The sequence below is a fragment of the Kordia sp. genome (assembly GCF_050633145.1).
Taxonomy (GTDB): domain Bacteria; phylum Bacteroidota; class Bacteroidia; order Flavobacteriales; family Flavobacteriaceae; genus Kordia.
Genome location: NZ_JBOEFY010000048.1, coordinates 31,452 through 50,307 on the forward strand (window position 1 = coordinate 31,452; position 18,856 = coordinate 50,307).

The 18,856-nt window shown below is 32.6% G+C and carries 17 protein-coding genes; 10 read left to right on the top strand and 7 right to left on the bottom strand.

Annotated features, from left to right (window positions below; genetic code table 11):
• Window positions 1-23 precede the first annotated feature (23 nt).
• Entirely contained in the window at window positions 24-689 is a 666-nt protein-coding gene (locus ACRBBL_RS20750) for a uracil-DNA glycosylase (RefSeq protein ID WP_431371004.1), read from the bottom strand.
• 117 nt (window positions 690-806) lie between these two features.
• Here ACRBBL_RS20750 and ACRBBL_RS20755 point away from each other — a divergent pair, with 117 nt between their 5' ends.
• Together ACRBBL_RS20755 and ACRBBL_RS20760 are read left to right on the top strand one after the other, a co-directional pair.
• On the top strand, window positions 807-2,984 hold the full coding sequence (locus ACRBBL_RS20755; RefSeq protein WP_431371005.1) for an endonuclease MutS2: 2,178 nt from the start codon (window positions 807-809) through the stop codon (window positions 2,982-2,984).
• 218 nt (window positions 2,985-3,202) lie between these two features.
• The gene (locus tag ACRBBL_RS20760) at window positions 3,203-5,158 is read left to right on the top strand and encodes a WG repeat-containing protein (RefSeq protein WP_431371006.1); all 1,956 of its coding nucleotides are present in this window, start codon (window positions 3,203-3,205) and stop codon (window positions 5,156-5,158) included.
• Here the strand turns inward: ACRBBL_RS20760 and ACRBBL_RS20765 are convergent, their stop codons facing one another.
• The gene (locus ACRBBL_RS20765) at window positions 5,159-5,494 is read right to left on the bottom strand and encodes a tRNA-binding protein (RefSeq protein WP_431371007.1); all 336 of its coding nucleotides are present in this window, start codon (window positions 5,492-5,494) and stop codon (window positions 5,159-5,161) included. It lies immediately after the preceding gene.
• A 44-nt stretch (window positions 5,495-5,538) separates the two neighbouring features.
• On the opposite strand from ACRBBL_RS20765, the gene ACRBBL_RS20770 reads away from it, so the two are divergent.
• Complete coding sequence (locus tag ACRBBL_RS20770; protein WP_431371008.1) at window positions 5,539-6,093, top strand: thioredoxin family protein; 555 nt, start codon at window positions 5,539-5,541, stop codon at window positions 6,091-6,093.
• 64 nt (window positions 6,094-6,157) lie between these two features.
• Here ACRBBL_RS20770 and ACRBBL_RS20775 read toward each other — a convergent pair whose 3' ends face one another.
• Window positions 6,158-6,694, bottom strand: a complete 537-nt coding sequence (locus ACRBBL_RS20775; RefSeq protein WP_431371009.1) for a YfiT family bacillithiol transferase — start codon at window positions 6,692-6,694, stop codon at window positions 6,158-6,160.
• 150 nt (window positions 6,695-6,844) lie between these two features.
• The gene (locus tag ACRBBL_RS20780; RefSeq protein WP_431371010.1) at window positions 6,845-7,777 is read right to left on the bottom strand and encodes a peptidylprolyl isomerase; all 933 of its coding nucleotides are present in this window, start codon (window positions 7,775-7,777) and stop codon (window positions 6,845-6,847) included.
• Between the two features lie 449 nt (window positions 7,778-8,226).
• On the opposite strand from ACRBBL_RS20780, the gene ACRBBL_RS20785 reads away from it, so the two are divergent.
• The 3 genes from ACRBBL_RS20785 (at window position 8,227) to ACRBBL_RS20795 (ending at window position 11,173) form a co-directional block, all read left to right on the top strand.
• Window positions 8,227-8,391: a hypothetical protein gene (locus ACRBBL_RS20785; RefSeq protein ID WP_431371011.1), complete on the top strand. Its 165-nt coding sequence runs from the start codon at window positions 8,227-8,229 to the stop codon at window positions 8,389-8,391.
• Between the two features lie 93 nt (window positions 8,392-8,484).
• Entirely contained in the window at window positions 8,485-10,485 is a 2,001-nt protein-coding gene (locus ACRBBL_RS20790) for a tetratricopeptide repeat-containing sensor histidine kinase (protein ID WP_431371012.1), read from the top strand.
• Window positions 10,486-10,501: 16 nt separating this feature from the next.
• Window positions 10,502-11,173 (top strand): response regulator, encoded by a 672-nt coding sequence (locus ACRBBL_RS20795; protein WP_405299250.1) that lies wholly within the window; start codon window positions 10,502-10,504, stop codon window positions 11,171-11,173.
• Between the two features lie 76 nt (window positions 11,174-11,249).
• Here the strand turns inward: ACRBBL_RS20795 and ACRBBL_RS20800 are convergent, their stop codons facing one another.
• Window positions 11,250-13,448 carry a RecQ family ATP-dependent DNA helicase gene (locus ACRBBL_RS20800; RefSeq protein WP_431371013.1) on the bottom strand — a complete coding sequence of 733 codons (2,199 nt, stop codon included), beginning with the start codon at window positions 13,446-13,448 and terminating at the stop codon, window positions 11,250-11,252.
• 85 nt (window positions 13,449-13,533) lie between these two features.
• Here ACRBBL_RS20800 and ACRBBL_RS20805 point away from each other — a divergent pair, with 85 nt between their 5' ends.
• The 4 genes from ACRBBL_RS20805 (at window position 13,534) to lptB (ending at window position 16,693) form a co-directional block, all read left to right on the top strand.
• Window positions 13,534-14,502: a KpsF/GutQ family sugar-phosphate isomerase gene (locus tag ACRBBL_RS20805; RefSeq protein ID WP_431371014.1), complete on the top strand. Its 969-nt coding sequence runs from the start codon at window positions 13,534-13,536 to the stop codon at window positions 14,500-14,502.
• 1 nt (window position 14,503) lies between these two features.
• A complete protein-coding gene (gene tatC, locus ACRBBL_RS20810; protein ID WP_431371015.1) occupies window positions 14,504-15,322 on the top strand; it encodes a twin-arginine translocase subunit TatC in 819 nt (272 codons plus the stop codon).
• Window positions 15,315-15,662: a carboxymuconolactone decarboxylase family protein gene (locus ACRBBL_RS20815; protein ID WP_431371016.1), complete on the top strand. Its 348-nt coding sequence runs from the start codon at window positions 15,315-15,317 to the stop codon at window positions 15,660-15,662. Before tatC ends, ACRBBL_RS20815 begins: the two co-directional genes overlap by 8 nt.
• A gap of 269 nt (window positions 15,663-15,931) precedes the next feature.
• On the top strand, window positions 15,932-16,693 hold the full coding sequence (gene lptB, locus ACRBBL_RS20820; RefSeq protein WP_431371017.1) for an LPS export ABC transporter ATP-binding protein: 762 nt from the start codon (window positions 15,932-15,934) through the stop codon (window positions 16,691-16,693).
• An 81-nt stretch (window positions 16,694-16,774) separates the two neighbouring features.
• Here the strand turns inward: lptB and ACRBBL_RS20825 are convergent, their stop codons facing one another.
• Entirely contained in the window at window positions 16,775-18,082 is a 1,308-nt protein-coding gene (locus ACRBBL_RS20825; RefSeq protein WP_431371018.1) for a right-handed parallel beta-helix repeat-containing protein, read from the bottom strand.
• A gap of 4 nt (window positions 18,083-18,086) precedes the next feature.
• Window positions 18,087-18,833, bottom strand: a complete 747-nt coding sequence (locus ACRBBL_RS20830; protein WP_431371019.1) for a CDP-alcohol phosphatidyltransferase family protein — start codon at window positions 18,831-18,833, stop codon at window positions 18,087-18,089.
• Window positions 18,834-18,856 lie beyond the last annotated feature (23 nt).

The following is an 18,856-nucleotide window of genomic DNA, read 5'->3' on the forward strand; positions in this document are numbered from 1 at the left end:
TAGCGATCTGCGAGCAAAGCGAGCTACCATCGAATCCCTTCAATACGCTGACTCACCAAATAATCATTACATTGACTAAAATGCTTATTATCAAACCAATATCCGCGATTTGCACTCAAAGGTGATGGATGACCAGACGTCAACACATAATGCTTGTTCTTATCAACTTTTGCTCCTTTTTTCTTTGCATAACCACCCCAAAGTAAAAAGACAACATTTTCTTTTTTCTCAGAAATCACCTTAATCACTGCGTCTGTAAACGTTTCCCAACCCATTTTTTGATGACTTCCTGCCTGATGCGCACGAACCGTTAAAGTTGCATTAAGCAATAATACACCTTGTTTTGCCCAACGTTCCAAATTTCCACTCACAGGCGTATCGACATTAATATCACGTTTAATCTCTTTAAAAATATTTTGAAGCGATGGCGGATGCGGAATGTTATCATTTACGGAAAAACACAAACCATTCGCCTGTCCTACTCCATGATACGGATCTTGACCAATAATAACAACCTTCAAGCGATGAAACGGACAATGATCAAAGGCTGCAAAAATAGCTGTCCCATTAGGGAAACACTGATGTTGCGTGTATTCAGATTTGACAAAAGCTGATAATTCTTTAAAATACGGTTTCTCAAATTCACCTTGTAAATGAAACTTCCAACTTTCTTCAATTTTTACATTCATATTTTCATTTTTTTTGTCCTGTTGAAATTCATTTCAAAATCAACATATAAATAAGTACCTTTGGCATCTGCTAAAAATCCGCGCTTCTGTGCAGATTAAAATTAGCTCAAATTTACAATGATTAAAATACATTCCAAAACATTAGATGATTTAGAGTTTGAAGCCGTTTTACAACAGGTTTCAGAACATGCTGTTACCACGTACGGAAAACAAAAGATTAATGCTACGCAACCTTTTCATGATAAAGAATTATTATTGACAAATCTTGCATACGTAAATGAATACTTGGCATCTTTTGAGAACGAAAACGTGATTCCGAATCATGGTTTTGAAGGAATTTCATTGGAAATTAAACTATTAGCAATTGAAAACAGTTTTTTAGAAATTCAAGGATTTCGAAAAATCTCAGCAATTTCGAGTGCGACCAATTTATTAATTAAGTTTTTTAAGAAGTTTCAAGAATACTATCCAACATTACAATCACGATCAGAACGTATTGAGTTTACCAAAGTACTCATTACCGAAATTGACAATGTGATTAATCGTTTTGGAGAAGTAAAAGATACTGCTTCATCTGAATTGGCACGGATTCGACGTGGAATTTTAAGCATTCGCGGGAAAATAAATCAGAGTTTTTCTTCTGCCTTGAGCAAATACAATCAAGCAGATTATTTAGATGAAATTCGTGAAACTGTAGTGGACAACCGTAGAGTTTTAGCTGTAAAAGCCATGTATCGCCGTAAAGTAAAAGGCGCGATTATGGGGAATTCTAAAACTGGAAGCATTGTATATATTGAACCCGAAGCTACGCTGCAATATTCACGAGAATTATCTAACTTAGAGTATGAAGAAAAGGAAGAAGTAACACGCATTTTAAAGGAATTAACAGACTTTACTCGTCCGTTTGCGTCACTTTTGGAAGAATACCAAGACTTTTTGAGCGATTTAGATGTAAGTTATTCCAAAGCAAAATATGCAGATTCTATGAATGCAATTTTGCCTGAAATCTCAGAAAAACGTGAGTTATTATTAAAAGATGCATATCATCCACTACTCTATTTAACCAATAAAGAACGAAACGAAAAAACATACCCGCAAACCATTGAACTCAGCAGTGACAATAGAATCATTGTGATTTCTGGACCAAACGCTGGTGGAAAAAGTATTACACTAAAAACGATAGGTTTATTGCAATTAATGTTACAAAGCGGAATGTTAGTTCCTGTACATGAACGCAGTAAAATGTGTTTGTTTGATCGAATTTTAACAGATATAGGTGACGGACAATCTATTGAAAATCACCTAAGCACCTACAGTTATCGTTTAAAACAGATGAATTACTTTTTAAAAAAATGTAATAACAAGACACTGTTTTTAATTGATGAATTTGGTACAGGAAGTGATCCTGAATTAGGTGGCGCTTTGGCGGAAACATTCCTAGAAGTTTTCTATGAGCGAGAAGCATTTGGAATCATTACTACGCATTATTCCAATTTAAAATTATTGGCTAACGAATTGCCACATGCAACCAACGCAAACATGATGTTTGATCGTAAAACCTTGTTGCCAATATACCAATTAGCTTTAGGACAAGCAGGAAGTTCGTTTACTTTTGAAGTTGCGCAAAAAAATGGAATTCCATATAGCTTAATTAACAAAGCAAAGAAGAAAATTGAACGTGGAAAAGTTCGTTTTGATGCTACCATTGCAAAGCTACAGAAAGAACGTAGTGCTATGGAAAAAACGTCTAAATTACTGCGAGAAGAGGAAATCAAAGCGCGTGAAGAAAACGAACGTTTAGAAGCTTTAAACACCAAAACAAAATCAAAATTAGAGAGCTATCAACAGTTGTACGATCATGACAAACGTATGATTCACCTCGGAAATAAAATCAACGAGATTGCCGATCGTTACTTTGATAATAAAAAGAAACGTCCACTGATTTCTGAGTTTTTACGTATTGTTGAGACTGAAAATTCGAAACGTAAAAAACAATCTGCTCAGGAGAAAAAAATACAGAAAGTAAAGCAAAAAGAAGCTAAAAAAGAGGTCATTCAAAAAGTAGCGGTGATTCGTGAAGAAAAGAAGATTGAAAAGAAAAAAGCAGCAAAAAAAGAAGCTCAAAAGCCAAAAGCAATTTTAAAAATTGGCGATCGTGTACGCATGCCTGATGGAAAAGCTGTTGGAACCATCGATAATCTAGAAAAAGGAAAAGCTGTTGTGAATTACGGACTTTTCACTACAACTATTTCTGTAGATCAATTGGAATTGGTGGAAGCTAAGAAGAAAAAGTAGTTGTTTGTTGTTTGTTGTTTGTTGTTTGTTGTTTGTTGTTTGAAAGTATCTTTTTCAATTTAAATTCAACATTTAGCATTTAGCATTTAAAATTAAAGACTTATAATCCCGTAGAAACTCACTCAAAAACAACTTTCACGAATTCAATCGCATCAAATACTAATCGTTGGTATGTTTTCGTTTACATTAGCATTAGTTTTACTTAAAAACAAACCATCATGAAGCGTTTTACAGCTATTATCATACTTCTAAGTATTGTCATTTCAGCGCAAGGACAATCTCAAAAAACATCTGAAGAATTATTATTCCGAATTATTGAGGATGATTTGTGGGGTTTTATGGATAAAGAAGGAACTATAGTTATTCAACCACAATTTAGAGAAGTTGGTTACTTTTCAGATGGCTTAGCAACTGTTTTAAAAAACGGCATGTATGGCTTTATTGACAAGAAATTGAATACCGTTATTCCTACCAAATACGATTTAGCATATCCTTTTCATAATGGAATGGCTAAAGTATATCTAGATGGAAAACCATTATTTATTGACACCAAAGGAAATATAGTGTTTGAACATGATTTTAAGCATATTAGTCGCTTTTCAGAAAATGGATTTGCCACTGTAGTTACCAAGGATAAGAAAAGTGGCATAATAGATCGCAGAGGAAACATCATTATTGAACCTGTATATAAAAGACTTCACCTTTTTGAAGATGAAGCGGTTGTAATTGTTGAAAAAGAAAATAGAGAATATGGCATCCTTGATTTAAAAGGAAATAGTATCGTTCCTTTAAATACGTATGATCGTATTGATCCTTTTATTAACGGACTTGCTTATATTGAATATGTTACTGATGACGAAACAGAAATTAACGACTATAATGGTTTTATCGACAACACAGGAAAGTTGATCCTAAAAATTAAAGACCAAGCATGGAAATTTGATTATGATGAAGAATATTTTTCTGAAAATTTAGGAGTCGTTCAATTCTTTAAAAAAAATCCAGATAGCATTCAAGATTGGCAAGAACGACGTAAAAATAAATACCTAGGTTTTATTGATACAAGAGGAAAAATTATTAAAAAAGATACTGCTTGGACTGAAATATCTAGTTTTAGTAAAGGGCGTGCATTTGTAAAAAATAGAAACACAAAAAGGTATCGTATGATTGATACCAAAGGAAATTATGTGAGTTCGCATCAGTTTGTTTCTTTTTCGCCTGATTTCAATGAAGAAATGTCTAAAAATTTCTTTGACAACGATGAAATATACGTTTCTGATGGAAATGGTTGGGGAATGATTAATCGAAATGGTGAATATACTGTGCCATTGTCAGATGTTTTAGGGGAATCTGATTATGATGGATATCAACAAATTGGTGATTATCTAATTTTTAATTCTGAAGAAGAAAACGTGCGTTTATTTGGAATTTGTAATTTGAAAACAAACCTTGTTATTCTTCCTAAATACAATGAGGTTTATGAAATTTTAGACGATTTGATCATCGTGGAGCAAGACAAGAGAATCACTTATATAACTACCAAAGGAGCAATTATTTGGCAAGAAGCAAAAGCGACTGAAAATGATGATTTAAAAACCGTTAATACGCTAGCAATGAATCGCGGATACTTTTACGCATCTTCTCCATCAGTAGATGAACTCAATGGCTTAGGCGGTTGGGGTGGATCAGATCATGCGTTTCAAAAAATTAAAGCAAAACATAAATTATCCAAAAATACATTTGGAATTTCTGTTGATACTGAATCAATTGTACCACATTTTAAAGAATACAAAGGACATAAACTTTACGTATATAATACTACAAAAGATTCTATCTTTTTTGATGCGCAAGACAGTCGTTTATATATGAATGTACAAGCAAAAGACTCAAATGGAGACTGGAAAGATATTGAGTATTTACCAAGTAGCTGGTGTGGAAATAGTTACCACAATTTATTTTTGGCTAAAAATTCTTTTTGGGAATTTACCATTCCAAAATACGAAGGTGCTTTCCAAACTAAATTACGTGTAAAACTCTTATACAAAACAAATCATAAAGATAAAGATAGTAAAATTGTATACAGTGATGAATTTGACGGAAGCGTCAACCCTGCTCAATTTTGGTACAAAGGTTCCTATACTCGAAGTGGCATTATGGATCCGTACAATGATTAATTAGGAAATCTTCAATCCATTCGGAATTTTTGCTGAAGGTTGCATTAAAATAACATCGTCTCCATCAACAGCGCCCATTACCAAACATTCTGAAAAGAAATTAGCAATTTGCTTTCTAGGGAAATTAACAACTGCCATAATTTGTTTTCCAAGCAACTCTTCTTTCGTGTAACGCTTGGTGATTTGTGCAGATGATTTACGAATTCCGATTTCTGTTCCGAAGTCAATTGTAAGCTGATATGCTGGCTTTCTGGCTTTTGGAAAATCATTCACTTCTATAATTGTACCGATGCGCATATCTACTTTTTCAAAATCATTCCAACTTAAGTCTCCCATTGTGTTTTTTTGAGTAAATTTAGGCTTTAAAAACAATATATCAAATGGCACTTACTCCATCAAACATGCTTTCTTTAGGCACAAAAGCTCCAGATTTTACATTAATAGATACAATTTCAGACAAAACCGTTTCTTTAAACGAAGCAAAAGGTGCAAACGGAACTGTTATAATGTTCATCTGTAATCATTGTCCATTTGTAAAACATGTAAATGCAGGAATTGTACAATTGGCAAACGATTATCTTTCGAAAGGAATTGGTTTTATTGCAATTTCTAGTAATGATGTCGAAAATTATCCTGCAGATGCACCACATTTAATGAAGGAAAATGCAAAACAAGAAGGTTATCCTTTTCCGTATTTATATGACAAAACTCAGGAAGTAGCCAAAGCGTATGATGCAGCTTGTACACCAGACTATTATATTTTTGATAAAGATTTGATGTTAGTATATCGTGGACAACTAGATGATTCACGGCCAAATAATGGAATTCCTGTAACAGGGAATGACATGCGAACTGCCTTAGATGCTTTATTGAAAAACGAAGAAATTCCAGTCGACCAAAAACCTAGCATTGGCTGCGGTATTAAGTGGATTTAATTTAGACTTACTTGTTAGATTGTTAGTTTAAAATTTATAATTCAACATTCATAATTCACAAAAACTACTTCCAATTCTCACGAATCAGTAGTTGATTAATATGCTCATAATGATGATTGCAATGCCACGCATAAATACCAATATTTTCTTTTAAAGTTACTTCTTCATTTCCATCCGGATGAATAAAAACTTGCTCCAGATCAGCCATTGAAAGTCCTTTTAAAAAATAAACCCATTTTGCATGCAAAGCTTTTATTGTATCTATTGAAAGGTTGATCGGTGCGGATTTACTATCAAACAATTCTGCCCAACGATCTTCATAATATGCTTTAATAAGTGGTTTATCTTCTGTCAAAGTCCATTTAAAACGTGTATAACTATTATGGTGACTATCGGCAACATGATGAATTACTTGTCGGATGGTCCAACCTCCAGGACGATAACAAGTATTTAATTGTGCTGAAGAAAGATTCTCTACTAAATCTTGTAAACGTTTAGGAAATACTTCCAAAACTTCAATCCAACTAGAGATATGCGTTGCTGTAATAATTTCAGGAATTTCAGGTTTCCCGATTGGGTATTTTAATTTTTCTAAATCCATCTATAATATATAAGTAAATATCTTTAAAATAGACTTGTGAAGTATCCGCAAGAAATTCACGGAAAAACATATAAGACAAGTCAAAAATATATAAATCTCGATTATCGAGTAAAAAAAACGCTCTGAGATTTTCAGAGCGTTTTTGTATTATTATTTTACATCCATCAATTCAACATCGAACATGAGTGTAGCATTCGGAGGTATTACGCCACCTGCGCCTCTTGCTCCATATCCTAAATGTGGAGGAACTACAAATCGAGCCTTATCTCCTACTTTCAATAACGCGATTCCTTCATCCCAACCAGGAATTACATTTCCTTGTCCTAATGGAAAATCAATTGGTTCATTTCTTTTATAAGAAGAATCAAAAACGCCACCATCAGGAAACATTCCTTTATAATGTACAAAAACAGTTTTTCCTACTTCTGCTTTAGCTCCGTCTCCTTCTTGAATAATTTTATAACGCAAACCGCTTTCTGTTTTGTCAAAACCAGTTGCAATTTCTTCCAATTCTTTTTCAGCCTTTTCTTTCGCTGCTTTTTCTCTTTCAGCTTTCGCTCCGCTAAACTTTCTAAATTCTTCTACTGCATTAAAAGCTTCTGCTTCTGCTCCAACACGAATAATTTCAACTTTTTCAATTGAATCACCTTGTGCTACAGTATCAACAACTTCTTGTCCGTGTGCTACATGTCCAAAAACAGTATGCTTTCCATCTAACCACGGTGTTGCAATATGTGTAATAAAGAATTGACTACCATTAGTTCCTGGTCCAGCATTTGCCATGGAAAGTACTCCTGGTTCATTATGTGTTAATTCTGGATGAATTTCATCATCAAAATTATACCCAGGACTTCCTGTACCTGTTCCTAAAGGACAACCACCTTGAATCATAAAATCTGGAATCACTCTATGAAACTTAAGTCCATCATAATAAGGAGTTCCTTGTGCTTTCGCATTGTTTTCTAAATTACCCTCAGACAGTGCAACAAAGTTACCAACTGTTCCTGGTGTTTTTTGATAAGTCAAGCTTACTAGGATTTCTCCTTTGCTTATATGAAATTTTGCGTATAATCCGTCTTCCATTTGTATATTTTTAATTTACGATGCGAAGATACGCATCATAAAACAATTAATAAATAGTCAGAAGTAAATATTCCGTATATTAATAGTATTGTATTCCCATACACATATTACTGAAAAACCATACCGTAAAGTTCTACGAACATACTAACTTGATTTTTGAAATCAAGTTATAAAACTGTCTAATTTAATTTATTGATTTTTAGATAGTTAACTTAATTTTAAGTTCTGAAAATATTAAAAAAATAACAAACTTTAAACCCAAACTAGAATTTAAGAAAAAGTTCTAAAACAATTTAAAAGTATAGTTAGATTTTTTATAAATGATTGATTTTAAACAGGAAAAGTATTACGGTAATAACTTACAAATCATTCTAATAGAACTTTTTAATAAATAAGAAAAAATGACACCCAATAAAACTAGTAAGTAACTTAATTTAAAATTTAAAAAAATGAGAAAAGTATTCGGATTATTCGCATTATTATTAGTAGTAAACTTAGGATTTATAGCATGTGAACCAAACAGTATAACAGATGCAGGCGATGATAATATATTTGAAGATGTAACAGGAACAGAAGACGGAGATATTGAAGACGATCCAAATCCAAATGGATAAAATATTTAAATAAAAGATATAACAAGTCTTAAACTTTTGTTTAAGACTTTTTTTTTGCATAAATTAAAATAACTTTGTTTAAAACAAATATTTTTGACACATAGGCTTTTCATATTTATAATTTTCTTTTTTTCTTCTTTTTGTTTAGCTCAAAATGAAGAAAAAAACGATGTACAAAAACTTATTAATAAATCTAGAGATCAGAAACTTAATTTAGATGAAAGAATAGAAGCTATCAATGAAGCATATAAATTAAATGAAAGAAGCTCATACCATGATTCCATTAGGAGTAAGCAATTACAAAGTATCTCAAAATCTTATTTCAATTTAAATGATACTATAAACTTTAAAAAAACTTACAAAGAAGGGTTAGACTTAGCCGATAAGACAAACGATTCTATGTCCATGGCTAATCATTATTGGAATATTGCATTTTATTATCGAAAAAATGATATTAAGGATAGTGCTTTCTTTTTTTATGATCAAGCAAAAAATATCCTTCAAGATATTGACCCTAAAAATCAAGATATAGGAAAATTACTTCTCAATATGGCTAGAATTCAAAAAGAATTAAAGGACTATTCTGGAAGTCAATTTACGCTAACCAATGCAATAAAATTATTTGAACTACATAATGATAGTAAGAGATTATATAGCTGCTATAATAACTTGGGTATCATTTTTATGAATCTAGAAGACTATGAAAATTCACTTCAGTATCATAATACAGCATTAAAATATTTACAAAAGATTAAAGAAAATGATAGGCTAAAAACCTATACTCTCAATAATATAGGACTTGTATACAGAGATCAAGGTAAATATGAAGATGCCATAGAAAATTTTAAACAAGCATTAAGCTTTGATAGCTTGCAAATAAAAAATCCTAAACATTATGCTACTTTATTAGATAATTTGGCATATTCGAAATTTTTATCAAGTGATACGTTAGAATTACCTGATTTATTTTACAAATCACTAAAAATAAGAGAAAGCCTCAATTATAAGTCAGGTATCGCAATTAGTAAGTTACATTTAGCAGAATATTATCATGAGAAAAAAGATACCATACAAAGTCAGAAATATATTTCTCAAGCGCGTACAGCAGCTATAGAATCTAGAAATGTAAAACAATTACTACTTTCTTTATTAGCATCTTCAGAAATTGATAGCGATAGAGGAACAGCATATCTAAAAACATTTATTCATTTGAATGATAGCTTGTTAAAAAAGGAACGAACTGAACTGAATAAATTTGCAAGAATTCAATTTGAAACAGACCGTTATATAAGCCAAAACGAAAAACTAAGTATCCAAAACACATGGATTGTTGCCATTTCTACCGCTATTATCTTTTTCGGTTTTTTGATTTATGTGATCACGCAGCAGCGAACACGTAACAAAGAACTTGAAATGGAACGACAACAACAGCGTGCCAATGAAGAGATTTATAACTTGATGATTGATCAACAAGATAAGATTGAAGAAGGTAGAAAACGTGAAAAAGAACGCATTTCTCTCGAGTTACATGACGGAATTCTCGGAAGATTGTTTGGTACACGACTCAGTCTGGGAAGTTTAAACGCAAAAGACGATGCCAACTCTAAAAAAGTACGAGAACAGTATATTAATGAGCTTCAAGGTATTGAGGAAGAAGTGCGAAATATATCACACGAACTCGGATTGGATAATTTTGATAAAACGACGAGTTATAGTACAATGATCGCAAATCTTTTGGAAGAACAGTCCAAAATAACTAACTTTAAATATCAAATTGAAGACGACAACCGAATTGTTTGGACAGATATTCCTGGGCACATAAAAATTAATATCTATCGTATCATTCAAGAGTCTATTCAAAATATAAATAAATATGCGCAAGCAGAGAACGTGATACTAGATTTTCATAAAAATGGTGACCATATTATTCTTACCATAAAAGATGATGGCGTTGGTTTTGACCAAGCCAAGAGAAGTAGTGGTATTGGACTTAAAAATATGAAATCGAGAGTAACTTTACTTCATGGACAGTTTACCATAAATTCCATTCCAGGTAAAGGAACTTCTATTAGTGTTGACGTTCCTATGACGTAGAACTTAACCTTACCAGATGAATAATGATATAAAAGTACTTATTGTAGATGATCATCCAATGATCATTGAGGGTTACAAAAATGCCCTTTTAGGTATTAATTCCGATGAAATGACATTACGAATTGATACTTCCGACACATGCGATGGCGCATATGCTAAAATTAAAAATGCCTCTACAGGAACTCCGTATGATGTTGTTTTTTTAGATATTAAATTACCTCCGTCAAAAGATGGAAAAATTATTTCAGGAGAAGATTTAGGAATCAAAGTAAAAGAATTACTTCCTGGCACAAAAGTGGTTATTTTGACAATGTTTAATAATAACTTTAGAATTCACAACATATTAAAAAACATTAACCCCGATGGCTTTTTAGTAAAGAGTGATGTAACTTCAGATGAATTGATGCGAGCTTTTCAAGTAGTATTGACCGATCCGCCCTATTACAGTCATACCGTAACAAAATTACTGCGTACGCGAATTATTAATGAAGTGGTTTTAGACGATATTGATCGTAATATCCTTTTTCACTTATCTAAAGGAATAAAAACAAAAAACTTAACAGAGTATATTCCATTGTCGTTAGCAGCCATAGAGAAACGCAAACGACATTTAAAAGAAGTATTTGACGTAGAAAAGAAAGGTGACGAATCGTTATTGGAACAAGCAAGAAATACTGGATTCTTATAGAAAAGTTATCTATATAAAATACAAAAAGCGGTTCGATAATACATATCAAACCGCTTTTTCTGTATATATGATTTATTTAATTTGCTACATCACTAATAAATTTGATACGATACAAACGTAATTCTTCGTCATCATAATCACCATCAAACTCTTCCATAGCATCAGAAATTTTATCACTCTCAGATTCTAAAAAGTATTCATGAATTTCTTCTTGTTGGTCTTCATCCAAAACTTCATCAATCCAATAGGTAATATTCAATTTCGTTCCACTATACACAATTTGCTCCATTTCTTTAATGAAATCGGCCATTGTTAAACCTTTAGCTGCTGAAATATCATCCAACGGAAGTTTTCTGTCTACACTTTGAATGATATATAGTTTTAAACCAGAATTCATTCCGGTACTTTTTACAACCAAATCATCTGGGCGAACAATATCGTTTTCATCTACATATTTTTTGATGAACTCGATAAAATCTTTTCCGTATTTTTTTGCTTTTCCATCACCAACTCCATGAATGTTTTTCATTTCTTCCAAAGAAATTGGGTACTTTAATGCCATGTCTTCCAAAGAAGGATCTTGAAAAACTACAAAAGGCGGCACATTTAAACGTTTTGCTACTTTTTTACGTAAATCTTTCAGCATATTCATCAGCTTTTGATCGGCTACAGCACCACTACCTTTAGCAGCAGTAATAATACTAGCATCATTTGCTGGATCAAAATTATGATCTTCCGTCATCATAAACGACTCCGGATTTTCCATAAAAGCCAATCCTTTTTCTGTCAACTTAATAACACCATAAGTTTCAATATCTTTGCGCAGTAATCCAGGAACCAATACTTGGCGAATTAATGCCATCCAATACTTGTCATCATGAGATTTTCCTGTGCCGAAGAAAGGTTGTAAATGCGTTTTATGTGATTTAATCAATGCATTTTCATGTCCAATTAAAACATTTACCACATTACGTGATTTATAAGTTTGTTTTGTGAGTTGTATTGTTTTTAATAACTCTAAAACTTGATCTTTTGCTTCTACTTTACTTTTCGGGTTCCGAACATTATCATCCATTTCAGCGCCTTCGCCATCATCTGGAAACTCTTCTCCGAAGTAGTGTAATATAAATTTTCGTCTCGAAATAGATGTTTCCGCGTAAGCGACAACTTCTTGTAATAGTGCATGACCAATTTCTTGCTCTGCTACTGGTTTTCCAGACATAAACTTTTCTAACTTCTCAATATCCTTGTACGCATAGAATGCCAAACAATGACCTTCGCCACCATCGCGTCCTGCCCTACCTGTTTCTTGGTAATAACTTTCTATACTTTTCGGAATGTCGTGATGAATTACAAAACGCACATCTGGTTTATCGATTCCCATACCAAAAGCAATCGTAGCTACTACGACATCGCAATCTTCCATCAAAAACATATCTTGATGTTTTGCGCGTTTTTTAGGGTCTAAACCTGCATGATACGGAACTGCATTCACTCCGTTTACTTGAAGTACTTGCGCCAATTCTTCTACACGTTTTCGACTTAAGCAATATACAATTCCACTTTTTCCTTGATTTTGCTTTACAAAACGAATAATATCAGCATCAACATCTTTCGTTTTGGGTCGTACTTCGTAATATAAATTGGGTCTATTAAAAGAGGCTTTAAACGTATTTGCATCAGTCATCCTCAAGTTTTTCAAGATATCTTCTTGAACTTTTGGAGTAGCTGTTGCTGTTAAACCAATAATAGGAATATTATCTCCTATCTTTTTAATAATAGTTCTCAAATTTCTGTATTCAGGACGGAAATCATGTCCCCATTCTGAAATACAATGGGCTTCATCAACTGCCATAAAAGAAATTGGAACAGTTCGTAAGAATGTCACATTTTCTTCTTTAGTCAATGATTCTGGAGCTACATACAATAATTTTGTAATTCCATTTGTAATGTCTTCTTTAACTTGTCGTACCTCCGCTTTGGTAAGCGAAGAATTTAACACATGTGCAATACCGTCTTGGGAAGATATTCCGCGCAACGCATCTACTTGGTTCTTCATTAAGGCAATTAGGGGAGAAACAACAATGGCTGTACCTTCTTTCATTAATGCTGGTAATTGGTAACATAAAGATTTACCGCCACCAGTTGGCATAATGACAAAGGTATTTTGATTGCTAATAATGCTTTTAATAACTTCTTCCTGTAGTCCCTTGAATTGACCGAACCCGAAGTGCTTCTTTAGTTCCTTGTATAAGTCAATTTCTACTAAACTCATTCTATCTTTTTACTATTTTACATACATTTGCATACACTAAAGATACTATTTTCTTTAGTAATCACAATTATTAAAATTAAACATTTTGAAATATAAAGATAGTATTATTAGTGTTGCTAAGCAAACCATTGAAACAGAATATAATGCAATAAAAAATTTAATTCCACTTATTGATGGTGAGTTTGCCGAAGCTGTGTCTTATATCTACGGCTCTAATGGACGCGTTGTTGTAACAGGAATTGGGAAAAGCGCCAATATAGCTACAAAAATTGTGGCTACGCTTAACTCTACAGGGACTCCTGCAATTTTTATGCATGCTGCAGATGCAATTCACGGCGATTTAGGAATTATTCAAGAACATGATACTGTAATTTGTATTTCAAAAAGTGGAAACACGCCAGAAATCAAAGTATTAGTTCCGCTAATTAAGAATAGTAATAATAAATTAATTGCGCTTACTTCTAATAGAGATTCTTTTTTAGGAACACAAGCAGATTATGTATTGCACGCGTATGTTGAAAAGGAAGCTTGTCCAAACGGATTAGCACCAACTACAAGCACAACTGCACAGTTAGTTTTAGGTGATGCACTCGCTATTTGTTTGTTAGAATTAAGAGGATTCTCTAGCAAAGATTTTGCAAAATATCATCCTGGTGGCGCATTGGGTAAAAAGTTATATTTACGTGTAAACGATTTATCTTCAGTAAATCAGAAACCAAAAGTATTTACCGATAGTTCTGTAAAAGATGTTATTGTTGAAATTTCTAAAGGAATGCTTGGTGCAACTGCAGTTGTAAATGCCAACGAAGAAATTATTGGTGTAATTACTGATGGAGATATTCGACGTATGTTATCTGATAATGATTTTATTGGTAATTTAACAGCGGAAAACATTATGTCGTCAAATCCAAAACGCATTGAAATTGACGCAATGGCTGTTGAAGCTTTAGAAATGATGGAAGACAGCGGAATTTCACAATTAATGGTAGAATCGCAAGGAAAATACGCAGGAATCGTACATTTGCATGATTTAGTAAAAGAAGGAATACTATAAAATGGGGAAAAACAAAAACGAAATGTCGTTCTTAGGACACTTAGAAGAACTAAGATGGCATTTAATCCGAAGCTTTGCCGCAATATTTATCATTGCAACTGTTATATTCATTTTCATCAAACCAATTTACGATCACTTTTTGATTGTCCATTTGAATGGAGAATTTGTAACGTATAAATTTTTCTGTGATGCCTTTCGACTGTTTGGTATTGATAGTGACTTCTGTTCATTAACATTTGATGATGGACTTGTAAATATGGCTGTTACAGGGCAATTTACTTTAGCTATTTGGACAGCAATAATTTTAGGACTTATCTTGGCTTTTCCATACATATTGTATGAAGCATGGAAGTTTATTGCTCCTGGATTAAGTCCAAAAGAACGAGGAAAATCGAGATGGTTTATCTTTTTGGCTTCACTCCTATTTTTTGTAGGTTTATTATTTAGTTACTATGTAATTATGCCTATGTCATCGTATTTTTTCTATCATTTTTCCATTACAGATTCTATCAGAAATACGATTACGGTTCAGTCACACATTAGTCTATTAACAAACACATTACTAGGAGTTTCTCTGGTTTTTGAGTTACCGCTAATTATATATTTCTTATCTAAATTAGGATTAATTACACCAGCATTCTTACGTAAGTATAGAAAACACGCGCTAGTTGTAGTATTAATACTAGCTGCAATTATAACACCGCCAGATGTTGCGAGTCAAGTTGTTGTAGCTATTCCAATATTAATCTTATATGAAGTTGGAATTGTGATATCAAGAAGAGTAGAAAAAAATTATAAAAAGAAATTTAAAAATGGCTAATCCCGTAGAAGAATTTAATGACTACAGAGCTAAAATGAATGATAAAATTTTAGCAGATAATAATAAAGTAATCAAACGTATTTTCAATTTAGACACCAATGCATTTAGTGCTGGCGCATTAGACGTACAAACCAAAGAATTATTAGGCTTGGTAGCCTCTACTGTATTGCGTTGTGATGATTGTGTAAAGTACCATTTAGAATCGTGCTACAAAGAAGGTTTAAGCAAGGAAAAAGTAATGGAAACCTTGAGTATTGCTACTTTAATTGGCGGAACTATTGTAATTCCTCATTTGCGTAGAGCGTATGAGTATTGGGAAGCATTGGAAGCACAGAGTTAGATTTTAGATCGCTACGCTGTTAGATTTGTTCCATTTAAGCAAAATCCTTTTCAATAGGTTTTGTCTTTTAGAATAATTAATATGAAATATTTCTAGATACTTTTAGGCATTGGACATGTTCTAAATAGATTCAGTGTAGATATTTGATTTCAACCAACAACTAGTAACAAATAACCAATAACTAAACAACCGTGAAGTTAATTTCGTATTAAAAAGTATCAGCGTTGTACTGAAATTATTATTTTTACGCTTTATAATGACCAAATTATATGATTTTAAGAGCCGATAGTATCATGAAGTCCTACAAAGGACGAAAAGTAGTAAAGGGAATTTCCTTGGAAGTAAATCAAGGAGAAATTGTTGGATTGTTAGGTCCAAATGGAGCTGGAAAAACAACTTCTTTCTACATGATTGTAGGTTTGATAAAGCCTAACGGTGGAAAAATCTATTTGGACGATATGGAAATTACCAAATTCCCGATGTACAAACGTGCACAAAACGGAATTGGGTATTTGGCACAAGAAGCTTCTGTTTTCCGTAAATTAAGTATTGAAGAAAATATTTTAAGTGTATTGCAATTGACAAAAATGTCAAAAAAAGAGCAGCACATGAAAATGGAATCACTTATTGAAGAGTTTGGTTTAGGTCATATTCGTAAAAACCGAGGAGATTTATTATCTGGAGGAGAACGAAGAAGAACTGAAATTGCACGTGCCTTAGCTACAGATCCAAAGTTTGTATTGCTTGATGAACCTTTTGCAGGTGTCGATCCTGTAGCGGTAGAAGACATTCAACGAATCATAGCACATTTAAAAAATAAAAACATCGGAATCCTTATCACAGATCACAATGTACAGGAAACTTTAGCTATTACTGATAGAACCTATTTAATGTTTGAAGGAAATATTTTAAAGGCAGGAAAACCTAAAGAATTGGCTGAAGACGAAATGGTTCGAAAAGTATACCTCGGACAAAACTTCGAGTTGCGAGAAAAGAAACTGGATTTTGAAAAGACAGAAACAGATAAATAAAAAAAGAGGCGATATAATCGCCTCTTTTTAGTTTTATGCTATTGTACCTTTATTAATTGTAGATTTCAAGGAACTTATATACTAAAGAATTTCAGTATCTCCTACTTCATTAAAAATAGCTCCAAATATTTGATCTGAGCTTTTATTGTTTGCTACCCTAATTGCCCTTGGATAGTGCTTTATTTTGTTTTTATAAGTATGCTTGATTACAATTCCGTATTGTTGTGTCAATTTTGTTTGTGATGCTAAGTTGTAAAACTCATTATTTTCTACAGAAATATGATGACTCCCATACTCTATTCGTATGCCGCCATACGGAGTATTTCTATAAATACCATCTCTTGTTTGCTCATTACTTCCACATTTATTAAATAGTACTTCTATGTGTGAAGAGCCCGCAAAACCAATTCCGCAAGAATTATTTTCTTCCGCAGTATTATAACTCACTTCGCCATGATGGCAACGCTCAAAAGCAAATCCTAAATCACCCGAACCATTACCTACATTTTCTATACATTGAAAGTTTTTAACATCTTTTATACTAATTAAATCTGCAGAGCCACCATTAAAGAAACCCAACCTGGCACCTTCTACATGATTGTGCGCTATTTTTACATTCACATGAAAATTTGAATTTCCAGTATAATGCTTATCGCCACAAGTCAAATAAATTGCACTTGCGCTGTCTGGTCTTCCTTTAGGTTTTCCATTAGCTTGAATTACAGATTTTTTTGCAGGTACAATAATTGAATTTCTTTCTATACTAACATCATCGCAATATTCAGGTTTTGACGTATCAATAGTTCCTGTTAATCGAATTCCATTACTGGCTAAAGTATCTAAAAATGAATTATCGTGTATTTTAATATTTGAATTTCGTTTCCAAATTCCAATTCCAATATAACCATCTTCAAAAACACAGTCTTTTACAGTTAATCCACTCGTTTTTTGAACACGTATTGCACAAGCTCCTTTTTTATTCATTCCTTTAAACTCACAATTATCAATATGGATTTGTGAATTTTCTATAGCAGCTTTACCGTAACTATTTATTAAAATAGCAGCTACAGACGGACTTTGATGCTGTGTATCAAATATAATATTAGAAATAGTTACATTAGAAACTTTGTTGCCAAATAGAAGGTGTTTAGCCTCTGTATTGGCAGCATTATAATATTTTAATCTGGCTTTTCCGTTACTACTTGTAATGGTAACATTACTCGGCAATGATATTGATTTAGAGATGCATACAAGCGCGTTTTCTGGAAATTTAACAGTTCCTCCTCCATTTTTCTGTATCGTTGCAAAGGCAGCTTCAAGCGCTTTTGTGTCATCGTGAGTTCCATCTGCGGAAGCGTTATAAGGCGCCGTTGTAATATCTATAAACATGATATTATTTTTTTATTAGAGAAATCAATACGTATAAAATGATAATGATAGGAATTGCTATAAAGTGTAAAAAGGCCAATAATAAAGCACTAATAATGATAAAAATATACTTTACCATATTGTCTTTAAAGCTCCAGTTTTTAAATTTTAAAGCAAATAGTGGAATCTTTGCATTTAATAAATAACTACTTAATATCGTGATGACAATTAAAAACCACTTGTTTAAAATAATGGCATCAATTGTTGCATTTGCTTGATATGCTAAAATTAATGGAAATGAAATAATTAATAAAGTATTGGCTGGTGTAGGCAATCCAACAAAAGAAGAAGTTTGATTTTCGTCAATATTAAATTTTGCCAAACGATACGCAGATGCCAATGTTATAAAGAGTCCGATAAGTGGCAACAAATGCACTTCATTTTCAATCCAATGCCAAGTATCTGACCACGAATGTCCGTCATTCACTTTTTCATGTATATCTAAAGCTCTATTGAACAATTGATACATAATGATTCCAGGAACAACACCGCTGGTTACCATATCTGCAAGCGAATCTAGTTGTAAACCCAATTCACTTTGTACTTTTAATAATCTGGCAGCCAAGCCATCAAAAAAATCAAAAAAGATGCCTAAAACCACAAAAAATGCTGCAATCTCTAATTGGTTTTTTACTGCAAAAATTACTGCCAAACAACCGCAAAATAAATTCAATAATGTGATGAAATTTGGAATGTGTTTTTTGATATTCATGTATCTGATTTTTTGTAAAAATA

What these genes read in the sequence shown, in the direction of transcription:
- ACRBBL_RS20815 (WP_431371016.1), top strand. Translation starts at nt 15,315, where the DNA reads ATGGCTAATCCCGTAGAAGAATTTAATGACTACAGAGCTAAAATGAAT.
- ACRBBL_RS20785 (WP_431371011.1), top strand. Translation starts at nt 8,227, where the DNA reads ATGAGAAAAGTATTCGGATTATTCGCATTATTATTAGTAGTAAACTTA.
- ACRBBL_RS20830 (WP_431371019.1), bottom strand. Translation starts at nt 18,833, where the DNA reads ATGAATATCAAAAAACACATTCCAAATTTCATCACATTATTGAATTTA.
- lptB (WP_431371017.1), top strand. Translation starts at nt 15,932, where the DNA reads ATGATTTTAAGAGCCGATAGTATCATGAAGTCCTACAAAGGACGAAAA.
- ACRBBL_RS20765 (WP_431371007.1), bottom strand. Translation starts at nt 5,494, where the DNA reads ATGGGAGACTTAAGTTGGAATGATTTTGAAAAAGTAGATATGCGCATC.
- ACRBBL_RS20800 (WP_431371013.1), bottom strand. Translation starts at nt 13,448, where the DNA reads ATGAGTTTAGTAGAAATTGACTTATACAAGGAACTAAAGAAGCACTTC.
- ACRBBL_RS20825 (WP_431371018.1), bottom strand. Translation starts at nt 18,082, where the DNA reads ATGTTTATAGATATTACAACGGCGCCTTATAACGCTTCCGCAGATGGA.
- ACRBBL_RS20760 (WP_431371006.1), top strand. Translation starts at nt 3,203, where the DNA reads ATGAAGCGTTTTACAGCTATTATCATACTTCTAAGTATTGTCATTTCA.
- ACRBBL_RS20795 (WP_405299250.1), top strand. Translation starts at nt 10,502, where the DNA reads ATGAATAATGATATAAAAGTACTTATTGTAGATGATCATCCAATGATC.
- ACRBBL_RS20755 (WP_431371005.1), top strand. Translation starts at nt 807, where the DNA reads ATGATTAAAATACATTCCAAAACATTAGATGATTTAGAGTTTGAAGCC.
- tatC (WP_431371015.1), top strand. Translation starts at nt 14,504, where the DNA reads ATGGGGAAAAACAAAAACGAAATGTCGTTCTTAGGACACTTAGAAGAA.
- ACRBBL_RS20775 (WP_431371009.1), bottom strand. Translation starts at nt 6,694, where the DNA reads ATGGATTTAGAAAAATTAAAATACCCAATCGGGAAACCTGAAATTCCT.
- ACRBBL_RS20750 (WP_431371004.1), bottom strand. Translation starts at nt 689, where the DNA reads ATGAATGTAAAAATTGAAGAAAGTTGGAAGTTTCATTTACAAGGTGAA.
- ACRBBL_RS20770 (WP_431371008.1), top strand. Translation starts at nt 5,539, where the DNA reads ATGGCACTTACTCCATCAAACATGCTTTCTTTAGGCACAAAAGCTCCA.
- ACRBBL_RS20780 (WP_431371010.1), bottom strand. Translation starts at nt 7,777, where the DNA reads ATGGAAGACGGATTATACGCAAAATTTCATATAAGCAAAGGAGAAATC.